Raw genomic sequence first — 14,220 nt, forward strand, 5'->3', positions numbered from 1 at the left:
GTCCTTTAGTACAGTTCTTCATGAAAGCGATTTATTGCGCTTAGGCGTGAATAGTGAAGCATGAATAAAGAATGAGAAAGACATAGGAGGATGGAACAATATGGGTAACGTGCAGGGAGAAATTATTGCTGCTATAGCAAGCAATCCGAACATGAGTAACTATGAACAATGGTCGGCCGATTTCAAATGGGAAGACGTAGAGAAGCAATTTTCATGGTATGAGACAGGTAAAGTGAATATGGCTTATGAAGCGATTGATCGGCATGTTGCGAACGGTCGTGGTGATAAGGTAGCGCTCTATTATAGCGATGCTGCGCGTGATGAGTCGTATACGTTTGCTGACTTGAGCCGTAAGACGAATCAGTTCGCGAACGTGCTGCGCAAGCTTGGCATTCAGAAGGGAGATCGTATCTTCATCTTCATGCCGCGTACACCTGAATTGTACGTCAGCTTGCTGGGCTCATTGAAGGTCGGTGCGGTCGTAGGTCCGCTGTTCGAAGCATTTATGGAGACAGCGGTTCGGGATCGTCTGGAGGACAGCGGGGCGGTTGCGATCGTGACGACGCCATCGCTCGTTCATCGTGTTCCTCGCTCCGAGCTGCCAGCATTGAAGAATATCGTTCTTGTTGGCGAGGGCGTAGAACAAGAAGAAGGTATAGTGGATTTTCATGCAGAAATGTCTACAGCTTCCGAGGAAGCTGAAATCGAATGGCTGCAGCGCGAGGATGGACTCCTTATTCACTATACATCTGGTTCGACAGGGAAGCCAAAGGGTGTATTCCATGTTCACAATGCTATGTTGCAACATTATCATACTGGCAATGTTGTACTAGATTTGAAAGAAGACGACGTATATTGGTGTACGGCAGATCCGGGCTGGGTAACGGGGACTTCGTATGGAATTTTCGCACCATGGCTGCATGGGGCTACGAACGTTATTCGCGGCGGACGCTTCAGTCCACAAGACTGGTATGCGACGATTGAGAAATATAAGGTATCGGTATGGTACAGCGCTCCGACTGCATTCCGCATGTTGATGGGTGCTGGAGATGACGTGATTGCGAACTTTAATTTATCGAGCTTGCGCCACGTCTTGTCCGTCGGTGAACCACTTAATCCAGAAGTTGTTCGCTGGGGAATGAAAGTATACAATCATCGGATTCATGATACTTGGTGGATGACAGAGACAGGCGGGCAGCTGATTTGCAATTACCCAGCAATGGCCATTAAGCCTGGTTCCATGGGCCGCCCTGTTCCAGGTATAGAAGCCGCAATTATTGATGATCAAGGCAACGTGCTGCCTCCGTTCCGTATGGGGAACTTGGCAATTCGTACGCCGTGGCCTTCGATGATGCGCAAGGTGTGGAACAACCCTGCCAAGTATGAGGAATACTTCCGTCTGACTGGTTGGTATGTGTCAGGTGATTCTGCCTATATGGATGATGAGGGCTACTTCTGGTTCCAAGGCCGTATTGACGATGTCATTAATACTTCAGGTGAGCGCGTTGGGCCTTTCGAGGTAGAGAGCAAGCTGGTAGAGCATCCGGCAGTTGCTGAAGCAGGTGTTATCGGCAAGCCTGATCCAATGCGCGGTGAGATTATAAAGGCTTTCATTTCTTTGCGGGAAGGCTATACGCCGTCAGACGAATTGAAGGCGGATATAGCGCGGTTCGTTAAGGAAGGATTGTCTGCACATGCGTCTCCTCGCGAGATTGAGTTCAAGGATAAATTGCCGAAGACACGCTCAGGCAAGATTATGCGGCGTGTGCTTAAGGCTTGGGAACTGAACCTGCCAACAGGTGATTTATCAACGATCGAGGACTAATCCCTGAAATCTTGTTGACAAATCCATAATCGTGGGATATTATCCCAATAGCGAAGCGAATCTGCAACGCGAAACGACAAGTACAATAGAATGGACATAACATGTTACCGCAAGGGCATTCGTTATGGAAGTTCAGTCGCTATGTGACTGCCTTCTTAACGTATGCCTTTTTTTGTCGTTGCACCGTTATCGCGAATTCAATCCATGTTGACGGAGAGGGGTATATCCATGAACGGAATGCATCACAAGTGGGGCAGGTCCTTACTGCTGCTTATCATTAGTGCACTTGTCTTAATGACGGCAGCAGGTTGCAGCTCGGGCAGTCAGAAGAATGGGGAATCGAATAACGGCAGCAGTGGAAAGACAACGGAGCAAGCACAAAACAACAACAGCGATGCTGGCAAGACAGATTCATCTGGCGGTGAGGTGTCCGGTGATTTTGAAATTCAGTATTTCGTCGGCGGATATGGGGATCAGGGCTGGAAGAAGATTATCGCTGAGTTTCAGAAGAAGTACCCAAATGTAAATGTGAAAGAGTCAGCAGGCCCGAAAATCAATGATCAGATGAAGCCACGCTGGATTCAAGGCAATCCTCCTGACTTCGTCTACATTGACGGTGCGGGCTCAAATGCAACCCAAATGGTGCAAGATGATCAACTGATGGATTTGACTGATTACTTTAAAGAGGCCAAGAACGCAGACGGCAACAAGATTTCAGATGAGCTGCTGCTGAAGCCAATCGATTACAGCGGCAAAACGTATACGATTCCATTTGTTTTCGGTTCCTGGGGAATTTTCTACGATAAGAAATTCTTTGCAGACAATGGCTGGGCGGAACCGAAGGATTTCGACACTTTTATGAGCGAAGCGAAGAAAATCAAGGAGTCTGGCAAGGTCAACGCACCATTTATATTTACAGGCAAGTATCCATACTATTTCCAAAGTGGTGTGATGGATTCCGCATTCGTCGTGAACAACAACAACGATACTTCGATTCTGCTGGACATGTTCGCTTTGAAGGAAGGCGTATTCAAGAGCGAGCCTGTGAAGAAGGCATTGGAGCAAATGGTGCAAATGCGTGATGCAGGTCTCATTGATCCTGCTTCAGCCCCAATTAACCATATCGATTCACAAATGCTATTCTTGCAACATAAAAATGCGTTTATCCCGAATGGACTCTGGCTCGAAAATGAAATGAAGAAAGATGTTCCGCAAGGTTTTGAATTCGGTTTCATTCCATCTATTACTCAAAAGCCGGGCGGAAAATTTGTAGCCATTCCATTTACGGCTACGGTTGGCATAGCGAAGAAGGCGAAAAATCCAGCAGCCGCTAAAGCATTCCTTGAATTTTTGTTCACGAAGCAATCCGCCATTACATGGGCGGAAGAGACAGGCGCACTGGGCAACTTGAAAGCGGATTTGGAAAAATCCAATGCGAGTGGGCTATCCAAGACAGCTATGAAATTTTATAGCTCAGACAATACCATTGTCGCCCCTTACATTGAATTGAATGCGGATGTGGATAAGGTGCGATCAGACTCCACACTCGCGCTTATGATGGGCAGCATTACTCCAGATGAATGGATGGAGCGTATGGAGAAGGCTGCTGCGAAGGCAAGGAAGTAAAGTGTACAGCGGTTAAGAGAGGGATGCATGCGTGAACAGACGTATGCATCCTAATCCGCATCGACAAATTGATGAATGGAGAGCGATAAGGAGGGGGCTGGTTGAACAAGATGGTGCCTGCACAAAAGACTCCTGTTAAGGGGGATGTGAGCGGACGGGTCGGCCTTTCATGGAAGCGTAAGCGCCAGATCTTCATGTTCGTATTTACCGTACCTACGTTGTTATTTTTCTGTTTATTTATGATATATCCGATTTTTCACGGGCTATATTTCAGCTTCACAGATTGGTCGGGAGGATCGGAGACGAAGAACCTAATCGGTATTGATAATTATCGCGAATTAGCGAATGATCCGATTATCGGGAAGGCTATTCTGAATGACTATTTCTTCGTATTCTGGAAAGTAGTTGGCATTGTTGGGCTGGGGGTCTTATTCGCGGTGCTGATGACTCGCTTTCGGATCCGTGGGAGCGGGTTTTTCCGCTCGGTGTTCTTTATCCCGAATATTCTGTCTGTCGTTGTCATTGGAGTGTTATGGAATTATATATACAACCCAAGCATCGGATTCTTGAATTCATTTTTGTCATTTTTCACGGCAGATAAGGTTCAGACGCCATGGCTTGGAGACTCAAATCTTGCGATGTGGATGCTGCTTCCTCCTGCAATATGGGCGGGTGTAGGATTCGTTATGATTCTAGTTATCGCAGGAATCTTGAACATTCCAAAGGATTTATATGAGGCGGCCAGCATCGATGGCGCTCAGGAATGGCAGCAGTTCTGGCGCATTACGATGCCGCTTACGTGGGAACAAATTAAAGTATCGATTTTATGGGTTGTGATGACGACGTTAAATGGATCATTTGTCATCGTATGGATGATGACCGAAGGTGGCCCGGATAATGCGACACAGGTCATGGGCTCGTACTTGTATCAGATGGGATTCCGCCAATTCCATTTCGGCTATGCTTCTGCGATAGGCGTACTTATTCTAATTCTGTCGCTCATTACGACGTTGGCGCTTCAGCGGCTATTGCGCAGAGATGCAATTGAAATGGCTTAACTATTTCGACTGGAAAAGGAGAGGGCGGCCTATGGAATCCATGCAGCAATATCCTCGTAAGCGTTCTTATATGATGGTTAGAGCTTTGATGTATGCATTACTAGGGATATGGACGGTACTCGTCATTTATCCGCTGCTGTGGTCCATCCTTGGCTCGTTCAAGACGAATCAGCAGTTCCTGCTAAATGCGCCATGGAGCTTGCCGGAGTGGCCGTTTGAATGGGCTAATTTTACAACAGTATGGAACAACTATCACCTAGGAACGTACTTCATGAACTCGTTAATTGTTACGGTTGTAAGCACAGTGTTGGCTTTACTGCTTTCTTCAACGACATCATATATTATCGCTAGATTTCCGTTTCGCGGCAGCATAGCACTGTATAATCTATATTTGTCCAGTATGATGATTCCTCTTATTCTTGGATTGATACCGCTGTTTTTTCTACTTTCCAATCTGCATCTAGATAATTCTCTCCTTGGACTGATTCTTGTTTATACGGTGACTAATTTGCCTTTTGGTGTATTTGTACTCGTGGGATTTTTCCGTTCAATGCCTAAGGAATTGGATGAGGCAGCTTCCATCGATGGAAGCTCGCATTATGGGGTCTTCTTCCGTATTATGCTTCCACTTGCAAAGCCTGGACTCATCTCTGTCGGCATGATGAACGTGTTGAACATTTGGAACGAATATATTATTGGTACAGTGCTGGTGAACGATCCTGAGAAGTATACAATTCCTGTCGGCATCGCAATCATGCAGGCAGAGATGCAGTATCGGACAGAATGGGGGCCGTTATTCGCGGGATTGCTGCTCTCAATCATCCCTGTGCTGGTTTTATATATGATCTTCCAGAAGCAGATTACAAGCGGCATGATGGCCGGAGCGATAAAATAATGCAGCATCCTAGCAGCTAGGTAAGGGGAGCGGTGTTGCGAATGAAAATGATGACGTATATGCAGCAAATTGGCCGATCGCTGATGATTCCCATTGCAGTGCTTCCCGCAGCATCAATATTAGTGCGGATTGGAGATATCAAATCCAGTATTCCGTGGGTGGACGCAGCAGCAAGTGTATGTAAATTAGGCGGGAACGCCATTTTTGATCATATGCCGTTATTTTTTGCGGTTGGGGTAGCGATCGGATTAACTTCAGGCCAAGGGGTTGCCGCCTTGGCTGCTGCTGTTGGATACTTCGTATTTACCAATGTCATGAAGCATTTCGAGAATGAAATTGCCCTCGATACGGGAGTGCTTGGCGGGATGCTGTGCGGAGCAATTGTGGCAATATTGTATAAGCGCTATCATGGCATTCGGCTGCCGGCAGCACTCGGCTTCTTCGGGGGCAAGCGCTTCATTCCAATCATCTCTTCACTGGTTATGGTAATTGTAGGAGTTGGAGCCGGACTTATTTGGCCCGCGATTCAAGAGGCTATTCGTGATGCAGGTACCAGTATCATGACCGCGAAAGGCTGGGGAGCGGGCTTGTATGGCTTGTTGAACCGATTGCTCATACCTACAGGATTGCATCATATACTGAACAATATTGCATGGTTTCAAATTGGAGAATATGTAACAGATGCAGGGACGATAGTACGAGGGGATTTGTGGCGGTTCCATGCTGGCGATCCTACGGCGGGAACCTTTATGGCAGGTTTTTTCCCTGTTATGATGTTTGGATTGCCGGCTTACGCACTCGCAATCGTCCGCTCATCTCAAGCGCAGGAACGCAAGCGCATCGCTTCGATAATGCTAACAGCTTCGCTTACAAGCTTCCTGACCGGAATTACGGAACCGCTTGAATTTACGCTTATGCTGACGGCGCCTGTCCTCTACGGGATACATGCGTTGTACACTGGTTTAGCGCTCATGCTTGCAGATCTCATGAGCATACGAGCAGGATTTGGATTTTCAGCGGGCTTTATCGATATGTTCATATCGTGGACAAGCGTAAAGGATGCATTGCTCTTACTGCTGCTTGGCATCCTCTATTTTGGATTGTATTATGCGACTGCGACTATCGCGATCCGGATGTTTCATGTCCACGCATCTGGACGAGAGGAGGAACGGGCGAGCGGGGCAATAAGCCCGAGCCCGACTGCTAGAACACAACATGATGCAGATGCTCTATTGGAACGATTGCTTAGCTATGTAGGAGGAATGGGAAATATTCGCTCTGTTGATGCGTGCATTACTCGACTACGGCTGTGGCTTGAAGATGAATCCAAGGTAGATGAAGTAGGAATTATGTGTCTTGGTGCATATGGAATGATGCGTGTAGCCAAGGGTCACATTCATATTGTGATGGGGACGGATTCGGAGCTGCTGCGAGAGAAGATTGAGCGAAGATTAAGTGTATCGGCATTTATTAACGGTTAGCGGGCACATTCTCAGTTATCCATCAGCTGGGCAGTTCGATTCTTGGAAGGGGAGAGCGGATGATTGAACGAAAGGTTGTTCATGTCCTGTCGCATAATGTGGTAATGGCCAAACTATCCAATGGGAAGAACTCCATTGCCTTTGGCAAAGGGATAGGCTTTCAAAAAAAGCCTGGGATGGAGGTAGATGCATCTGATATTAAACAGGAATTTTTGCTGCACACAACGGATGTGCTGGAGCATTACGAGCATATTCTGCATGCAGTTGATTTCAAGATTATTGGTGTAGTCGAAGAGGTCATCGCTTTCGCTCAGGGGCATTTAGAAGGGGATTTCTCGGAGACGATCCACTCTGCACTCGTTGATCATATTAATTTAGCGATTGAACGCTGCAAGCGCGGGCTTGTCATCAGCAACCCGTTTATGTTCGAAATTCAGCACTTGTATCGAGATGAATACCGAGTGGCAGAACGAGCGATTGACTATTTGAATGATCAGCTGAAAGTGAACTTGCCTCAAGATGAGGTTGCCTTTTTGGCTATGCATTTCCACGGTGCACGAAGGGGCGGTAAGGGCAATAAGTCTGTTGCGGAATTGAAGATGATATCGAGGGTACTGGAGGAAGGGAAGAATATTGGGATAGACTTTGACGAATCACTTTCTACAGTACTGTTCATTGGGCATTTGAAGGGTCTAATAGATCGGGTACGGGCAGGGAAGACACTAAATAATCCGCTTCTCGTTCAGATTCGTGAAGAGTATGAAGAAGCCTACGAGAAGGCTGTGTTATTAGCAGGGTGGATTGCGGAAGGGCTGGAGAAGACGGTTCCACCTGAAGAAATCGGATTTCTTACAATGCATTTGGAACGGCTTGTTCAACGGAAAAATGTAAGCATATGAAACGGGATTTGCATACAGCGATGACAAGAACATACGGAATGAAAAAAAGGGGGCGTCCCAAGTCTTTTTAGACTTTTGGGATACCCCCTTCTGTGTGAATTGCTTAGTTATTGACCTGGACGGCAGGAGAGGAAGTAGATTCTCCTGCACTATTTGTAGCAGTCACGTAATACCATCCGCCTGGTGTCAAGGTAATCAACTCAAAGTCCGTTGACGTTGACGAGCCGATGCGTTCGTAAGAGCCGTTCTGGCTCGCACTATAATAGATATAATATTCACTTGGATTGTTGGACGCAGCCTTCCAAGAGAGACGCACGCCCATGTCCGTTAGTGCCGTCTTCAGTCCATTTGGTGCATCAGGTACTTGAGCAGCAGCCCGTTGCGGTTCCTGTCGGCTGCCGTTGTCGACTTCATGACTGCTCTCCTCTCTACCTGAATTGCTGCTCCCTGATTCTGTTGGATCATTGGAACCCGGCGTAGGCGTTACCTCTGTGCCAGCTCCTGAACCATTAGAGCCCCACTGTACAATCTCCGATGGGATCGATTCATGACCGCCCACGTCGACAGCTGTTACATAGAAGCTGTACTGCTTGTTGCCTGATACATAGCCAGTGAATCTCGTCTCTTCTCCGGTCAGAACGGTTCCGCTCTGTTGTTGGTAAGCGCCGCCGCCCATTGATCGATACAGACGGTATCCTACAACATCGGATTCTGGATTGCGCGAGAAGGTGATGCGAACGGCATCGCTCTTCAAGGCAGCGATTCGAACGCTCCGTGGTGCAGAAGGTGCCTTGCCGTCATCCTTGCGCGGATCGACCTTCGCAGGCGCGTCGTTGTTAGCATCTTCTGGCAAGTAATCCGAAAAAGAGCGTCGATTGCTGCTGGATGAGAGATGCCCCAGCGCTTTCTTCAATTCCTCCACGAGCACTTGAATCGGCTTCTCGCGTTTCAGCACTACTTTCTCACCGATCATATCGGCAGGAGTGCTGTCCTGTGGAATATAGTTGACGCCGTCATAGGTGATGTACTTCATGTGAACAAGCGCGTCTTCCTCGGTTTTCGGCACATATTTACGGTTAAAAATATCCGTGACGAATTTGCCGCCGAGTCTCGTTAACTCATTCGGAAGCTTGCCGCTATAACCAGACACAGTCATGCTCACGATACCGTCAGGGCGTGTGAACTCCTTCGTGTGGAGCAAATTAGGCTTGGCCTTGTTCACCTCATTCATCACCTTCGACCAGATCTCTGTTGAGCGTGAACGAGCGTCGCGGTTCAGTACATGAATCGGCTTGTCGTAACCGACCCATACACCCATCGTGACATCTGGTGTTGAGCCGATGAACCACGTATCCGCATAGTTCTGGGTTGATCCGGTCTTGGCCGCAACCTCAACTTTCCCGTAGAGATCAAATTCGCCTCTCACGCGGCGCCCGGTACCTCTGGAATCCGTAATGACGGATTTCATCATATCAGTCATCAGGTATGCGCTTTGCTTCGAGACAACTGCTTGCGGATCTTCCTTGTGTTGATACACGATATTGCCATTGGAATCTACAATCTTGCTAATTAAGTACGCATCGTTGAATACGCCCTGATTGGCAATTGCTCCGAACGCGTTCGTAATTTCTTCAACCGTTACTCCATACCGCAAGCCGCCGATGACGCCAGTCTGCGCGTAATAATCTTCAGGCTGAATGGTCGTGATGCCGAGCTTCTGTACGAAGTCCAGTGCTTTCTTCACACCGAGCTTCTCAATATAGATCTTGAGCGCCGGCAAGTTGAGCGATTGACTTAATGCGCTCCGAGCAGTAACAAGACCTTGATAGCGTCCGTTCGCGTTGCCTGGAATATGGTAACCCTTGGAGCCATCCTTGAGTACAATTGGAGCATCGTCCAATATGGATGCGGGTTGAATTAACCCTTGATCCAGTGCCGGCAAGTAAGCTGCGAGCGGTTTCATTGTCGAGCCAGGCTGCTTCAGCATCTGCGTGGCGAAGTTCATCTGCTCGATCTTGAAGTCGCGACCTTCGATCATGCCAAGAATGGCACCTGTTCTATGGTCGACCATCAGCGATGCTACCTGTTCAACACCCTTCGTCTTGCTGTCAGGGGAGAAGTTATCAGGATTAGCAGAGACTCGCTTCATTGCATCATATATTTTCTTATCAATGGTGGTATACACGAGATAACCGCCGCGAAGCAGCTGCTCGCGTGCCGACTGCAGCATATCGTTGTTCTCGCGCTTGCGCAAGTCTGCCTTCGTAAGTCCAGGATTCTGCTGAAGTACGAGTACTTCTGCTGCGGCACGTTCTGTTTCCATCATCAGATATGGATATGTAGCGTATGCCTTCTCCCGAGGCTGGGCAATTGATTTGCGAATATCAAACGCCAGCGCTTCATTATATTGCTGCATCGTAATTTTATTTTCTTCAAGCATTCGCTTGAGAACAAGCTTTTGCCGTTCAATTGCGCGTGCAATCCCTTTTTCATTGACTTCACCTTTACCGGTAAAGGCCGAGTAAGCGGATGGAAGCTGTGGAAGGCCTGCAAGATACGCTGATTGGGCGATGTTCAACTTGCTCAGATTATCAATATTAAAAATACCTTTTGCTGCTGCTTTAATTCCGTATAAGTTGTAGCCTGTTGAACCGTTGCCGAAAGGAACCTTATTCAAGTATGCAACAATAATTTCGTCTTTGGACAATACACGCTCCATACGCATGGAGAGCAGTATTTCCTTCGCTTTACGACTGTCGGTACGATCCAAATTCAAAAATACACGTCTTGCCAATTGCTGAGTAAGCGTACTGCCACCTGTCTGCACAGATTGATTCATTACTTTCTGTACAACAGCCCGAGACAGTCCGCGAATATCAACGCCCATATGCTCATAGAATCGATTGTCTTCAATCGCAACAAGGGCATCAATGACGGATTGGGGGATATCTTTTAATGAGACGGGACGACGATCCTCTTCGGTTCGAAGCTGTCCGATCGGATTGCCGTCATTAAAAAAAGCGAATCCGGTTATGGCATTCTCCTGGATCTTCTGCTGAATCATTTCTCGTGGGCGAACCGGTTCGTCCTTGACTAAGGACGTTACATAACCGAGACCAGCGCCACCAGCAAATAAGCCGCATAGCAGGCCGAACAGCATGAGCCACTTCATAACGGACCATATCGTGCGGCCAATCGACCTCTTGCGTGCTGGTCTTTTGCCGCTTTCCGTCACTTTCTCCTCAACCATGCATTATTTCCTCCTTAGTAATTGCAGCGCTTTCCATTATACCATAAAAGTGAGAGGAAAAAGAGCGTCCGTTATCGCATTTCCTGATGATAATATAGCAGGAAAAATAAAAAAATCGCCTCCCGCTAGGGAAGGCGATTGTGGTGTCGCTTCTATGCGATAGAGCGAATCTTATCGGCTGTAGAACTCGACGATTTGCTTTTCATCGATGTCTTGGGACAACTCGCCGCGCTCAGGCAAACGTACGAATTTACCTTCCATAGCAGCTTCGTTGAACTCCATGTATCCTGCCAAGTGATGACGGCCTTCAAGAGCTTCCTTGATCACTTTCAAGTTACGGCTTCTTTCGCGCAAGCCGATTACATCACCAGGAGATACGAGGTAAGACGCGATGTCTACTTTCTTGCCGTTTACAGTCACGTGACCGTGTGCTACCAATTGGCGAGCACCTGCACGGGAGTTGGAAAAGCCAAGACGGTATACCAAGTTGTCCAAGCGGCTTTCGAGCAAGAACATGAAGTTCTCACCAGCGATACCTGGCAATTTGGATGCGCGGTTGAACAGTGTGCGGAATTGCTTCTCGCCCAAACCGTACATGTGGCGCAATTTTTGTTTTTCTTGCAATTGAACGCCGTAGCCGCTCAATTTTTTGCGTTGTCCTGGACCATGTTGTCCTGGAGGATACGCGCGCTTCAATTCTTTACCTGTACCGCTCAAGGAAATTCCAAGACGACGGCTCAATTTAAATTTAGGACCTGTGTAACGTGCCATGTTATATTGACTCCTTCTCAATCAAAATTATCGTTAGATTGTGGGGTGTCATTGCGTCGAAATCATCCTATGCTTTCCGATAATTCGGTCAGCTCCGACTCAGGTTTTCAGCCGCTGCCTAGTTGGTGATGATTATCGTGAGGGTGACACAACAGTTTCGCCCATATACATCACATAATATTATAAGATAGAGTACGCTCCTGTCAAGCTATATAATCAAATTGAGTTACAATCTGATTTCTAGTTAGATCTTTTGGCATGGTTCAAATGGACCAAAAAAATAGAATTGGTTTTCGGGATATAGTACATTTTAATTGCAAAATCATGTATGATAGAAATTGAACAACCTTTCGAAAATGAAGGAGAAGAGGATGACGGAACGTCAACTTCCACAATACACAACTGAATTTGAACCTATAAAGACAGAGACAGAGGATTGCCAAGATCCTGCCCCTGTCGACGAAGAATTGGCATTAGAAGGATGGCTGCTTCAGCGTGACGTGACGACGCATGATTTCCCTTATATTGCCTCGCAATTGCAATCCGCATATCGCGCATGGCTGAAGGATATGCCGTATGAAGCGATTTCTATAATTGGAAGCAGTGCGATTTACGATTATGCTGGAGGATGGTTGGCAGGGGATGAGTCACTGCATGCGGATAGCAGGATAAGTATAGCGTTGAATGAATGCTTGCAAGAACGAACCAAGACAACAGCAGCTATAGACAATGGACAGTTGGTTATCTGCCCGCTGCAGACACGCGAGGGGCAAAATGTATTCGCAGCCGTTGCTTACAAGTTGTCGGCAGCTATGTCGAGTGGAGCCATGACAGCGCTGGAGGCGTGGACACACGCGCTTCGCTCGCAGTTCTACCTTGCATTCGAATATACATTTATTAAGGAACTTATGTACACTCAGCGCATTGTTGAACGAGAATACAAACGCAGAGATGTTCTATATAATGTGGTGCGTCACATGCATGATCGAATTGATGTTGATGCGGTGCTGACGCAAATAATGGAAAGTGTAGAGCGGCTTGTGCCGGAATCGAGCATTGAAGTGTATCTATCACAGGATCATCATAGTGTGAACCCGAAGGTGAAGACACTCGTGTTCAAGTCTTGGGGCGATCCGATTGTCATGCAGGCATTTATGAAGGGAGAGCTATGCTACGGCCGGACGCAAGAGGGTCACACCGAAGTTGCTTTTGCGCTTTGCGGCAAGCAGGGCTCGTACGGCGTACTGAAAGTCTGCTTCCCATACGAGGAACCAGATCCTTCTGACGTACAGCTCATTCAACTCGTGGTCGAGACAGCAGGTACGGCATTTGAAAATGCGCGCCTTCATGAACAGGCCAATGAGGTCATTCAAGAGCTTCGCTTCATTAATGACTTGACGAAACGAATTAATCAGAGCTTGAGGTTACGGGACGTATTCCGGGATGCGACGCACGAATTGCTCCGAGTATTCGGGGCTGAGTTCTGTGTACTGCTGCAGCTCAATGCTGAGAAGAACCGCTTTGAGGTTGTATCCTGCAACCTCGAAGAATTTGATGGCGCCCATATGCCAGCGGATGAGGGATTGTTCGGCTATATGATCTCATTGCGCGAACCAATTATCGTCTCAGACAGCAAGGAACAGAGCCCTACATCCATGCACTTCTTCGAGAAGCTTGGACTGCGCTCTGTGATTGCTGCACCGTTATTTGGCGGAGGTGAGCTGGTTGGAATTGTCGTGCTGGCAGACAAGCGGCCACAGTTCTTTACGTATGAGAATTTGAAACTGTTACAAATGCTTGCCACTCATATCGGCCTTGCGATTGCCAACGCCACCTTGCATGCTAGGGTGAAGCATCTTGCCAACAAAGATCAGCTGACTGGTCTCTATGCTCGGCATTATTTGGATAAGCAGATTGATCGGCTGCAAAAAGACGACTTTTGCGGTTCATTGATCGTAGCGGATATCGATTACTTTAAACAGATTAACGACTCGTATGGCCATCAAATTGGCGATAAAATCTTGAACCAAGTCAGCCGGATTATTCGTACTTCAATTCGGGAGACTGATATTGCAGCTCGTTGGGGCGGTGAAGAGCTTGCGATTTATTTGCCACAGTTGACCCTGCCCCAAACACTACGGGTGGCTGAACGCATACGAGCCCGGGTTGCGAACGAGACAGACCCGCGGGTAACAGTCTCATGCGGCATCGCGGACTGGAACTGGCAGGATGAGAAGATCAGTGTTGAATCCCTGTTCTACCGTGCGGATGTCGCCTTATATGAAGCGAAGCATGGCGGCCGCAATCAGATTCAAATGAGCAAGAAGGAGCAGTAAGCATCATTTTGATGCGCCGCATAATTCCAAAACAGACGTGACACGCTAAAAGAGGCAGGAATGCAAATTCCGACCTCTT

Annotated in this window: 9 protein-coding genes; 7 read left to right on the top strand and 2 right to left on the bottom strand. The window is 47.6% G+C overall.

Annotated elements, in window-relative coordinates:
• The first annotated feature begins 100 nt into the window (after nucleotides 1-100).
• The 6 genes from acsA to M3661_RS04710 all read left to right on the top strand — a co-directional run bounded on the left by acsA (nucleotide 101) and on the right by M3661_RS04710 (nucleotide 7,784).
• Entirely contained in the window at nucleotides 101-1,825 is a 1,725-nt protein-coding gene (gene acsA / locus M3661_RS04685) for an acetate--CoA ligase (protein WP_065290261.1), read from the top strand.
• A gap of 228 nt (nucleotides 1,826-2,053) precedes the next feature.
• Nucleotides 2,054-3,451, top strand: a complete 1,398-nt coding sequence (locus M3661_RS04690) for an extracellular solute-binding protein (protein ID WP_083189027.1) — start codon at nucleotides 2,054-2,056, stop codon at nucleotides 3,449-3,451.
• A gap of 110 nt (nucleotides 3,452-3,561) precedes the next feature.
• A complete protein-coding gene (locus M3661_RS04695; RefSeq protein ID WP_251482758.1) occupies nucleotides 3,562-4,509 on the top strand; it encodes a carbohydrate ABC transporter permease in 948 nt (315 codons plus the stop codon).
• A gap of 40 nt (nucleotides 4,510-4,549) precedes the next feature.
• A complete protein-coding gene (locus M3661_RS04700) occupies nucleotides 4,550-5,404 on the top strand; it encodes a carbohydrate ABC transporter permease (RefSeq protein ID WP_397376492.1) in 855 nt (284 codons plus the stop codon).
• Nucleotides 5,405-5,445: 41 nt separating this feature from the next.
• The gene (locus M3661_RS04705) at nucleotides 5,446-6,885 is read left to right on the top strand and encodes a PTS transporter subunit EIIC (protein WP_065290262.1); all 1,440 of its coding nucleotides are present in this window, start codon (nucleotides 5,446-5,448) and stop codon (nucleotides 6,883-6,885) included.
• Nucleotides 6,886-6,944: 59 nt separating this feature from the next.
• The gene (locus M3661_RS04710; protein WP_065290263.1) at nucleotides 6,945-7,784 is read left to right on the top strand and encodes a PRD domain-containing protein; all 840 of its coding nucleotides are present in this window, start codon (nucleotides 6,945-6,947) and stop codon (nucleotides 7,782-7,784) included.
• 103 nt (nucleotides 7,785-7,887) lie between these two features.
• Here M3661_RS04710 and M3661_RS04715 read toward each other — a convergent pair whose 3' ends face one another.
• Nucleotides 7,888-11,034, bottom strand: a complete 3,147-nt coding sequence (locus M3661_RS04715) for a penicillin-binding protein 1A (RefSeq protein ID WP_251482662.1) — start codon at nucleotides 11,032-11,034, stop codon at nucleotides 7,888-7,890.
• A gap of 171 nt (nucleotides 11,035-11,205) precedes the next feature.
• Nucleotides 11,206-11,805 (bottom strand): 30S ribosomal protein S4, encoded by a 600-nt coding sequence (gene rpsD, locus M3661_RS04720; protein WP_021256682.1) that lies wholly within the window; start codon nucleotides 11,803-11,805, stop codon nucleotides 11,206-11,208.
• 371 nt (nucleotides 11,806-12,176) lie between these two features.
• Here rpsD and M3661_RS04725 point away from each other — a divergent pair, with 371 nt between their 5' ends.
• On the top strand, nucleotides 12,177-14,141 hold the full coding sequence (locus M3661_RS04725) for a GGDEF domain-containing protein (protein ID WP_065290265.1): 1,965 nt from the start codon (nucleotides 12,177-12,179) through the stop codon (nucleotides 14,139-14,141).
• Nucleotides 14,142-14,220: the final 79 nt, after the last annotated feature.

This window comes from Paenibacillus sp. MER 180 (genome assembly GCF_023713665.1).
Taxonomy (GTDB): domain Bacteria; phylum Bacillota; class Bacilli; order Paenibacillales; family Paenibacillaceae; genus Paenibacillus_B; species Paenibacillus_B suaedae.

Excerpts from the sequence above, each read along its gene's own strand:
- acsA (WP_065290261.1), top strand. The coding sequence starts at position 101 with ATGGGTAACGTGCAGGGAGAAATTATTGCTGCTATAGCAAGCAATCCG.
- M3661_RS04690 (WP_083189027.1), top strand. The coding sequence starts at position 2,054 with ATGAACGGAATGCATCACAAGTGGGGCAGGTCCTTACTGCTGCTTATC.
- M3661_RS04695 (WP_251482758.1), top strand. The coding sequence starts at position 3,562 with ATGGTGCCTGCACAAAAGACTCCTGTTAAGGGGGATGTGAGCGGACGG.
- M3661_RS04700 (WP_397376492.1), top strand. The coding sequence starts at position 4,550 with ATGCAGCAATATCCTCGTAAGCGTTCTTATATGATGGTTAGAGCTTTG.
- M3661_RS04705 (WP_065290262.1), top strand. The coding sequence starts at position 5,446 with ATGAAAATGATGACGTATATGCAGCAAATTGGCCGATCGCTGATGATT.
- M3661_RS04710 (WP_065290263.1), top strand. The coding sequence starts at position 6,945 with ATGATTGAACGAAAGGTTGTTCATGTCCTGTCGCATAATGTGGTAATG.
- M3661_RS04715 (WP_251482662.1), bottom strand. The coding sequence starts at position 11,034 with ATGGTTGAGGAGAAAGTGACGGAAAGCGGCAAAAGACCAGCACGCAAG.
- rpsD (WP_021256682.1), bottom strand. The coding sequence starts at position 11,805 with ATGGCACGTTACACAGGTCCTAAATTTAAATTGAGCCGTCGTCTTGGA.
- M3661_RS04725 (WP_065290265.1), top strand. The coding sequence starts at position 12,177 with ATGACGGAACGTCAACTTCCACAATACACAACTGAATTTGAACCTATA.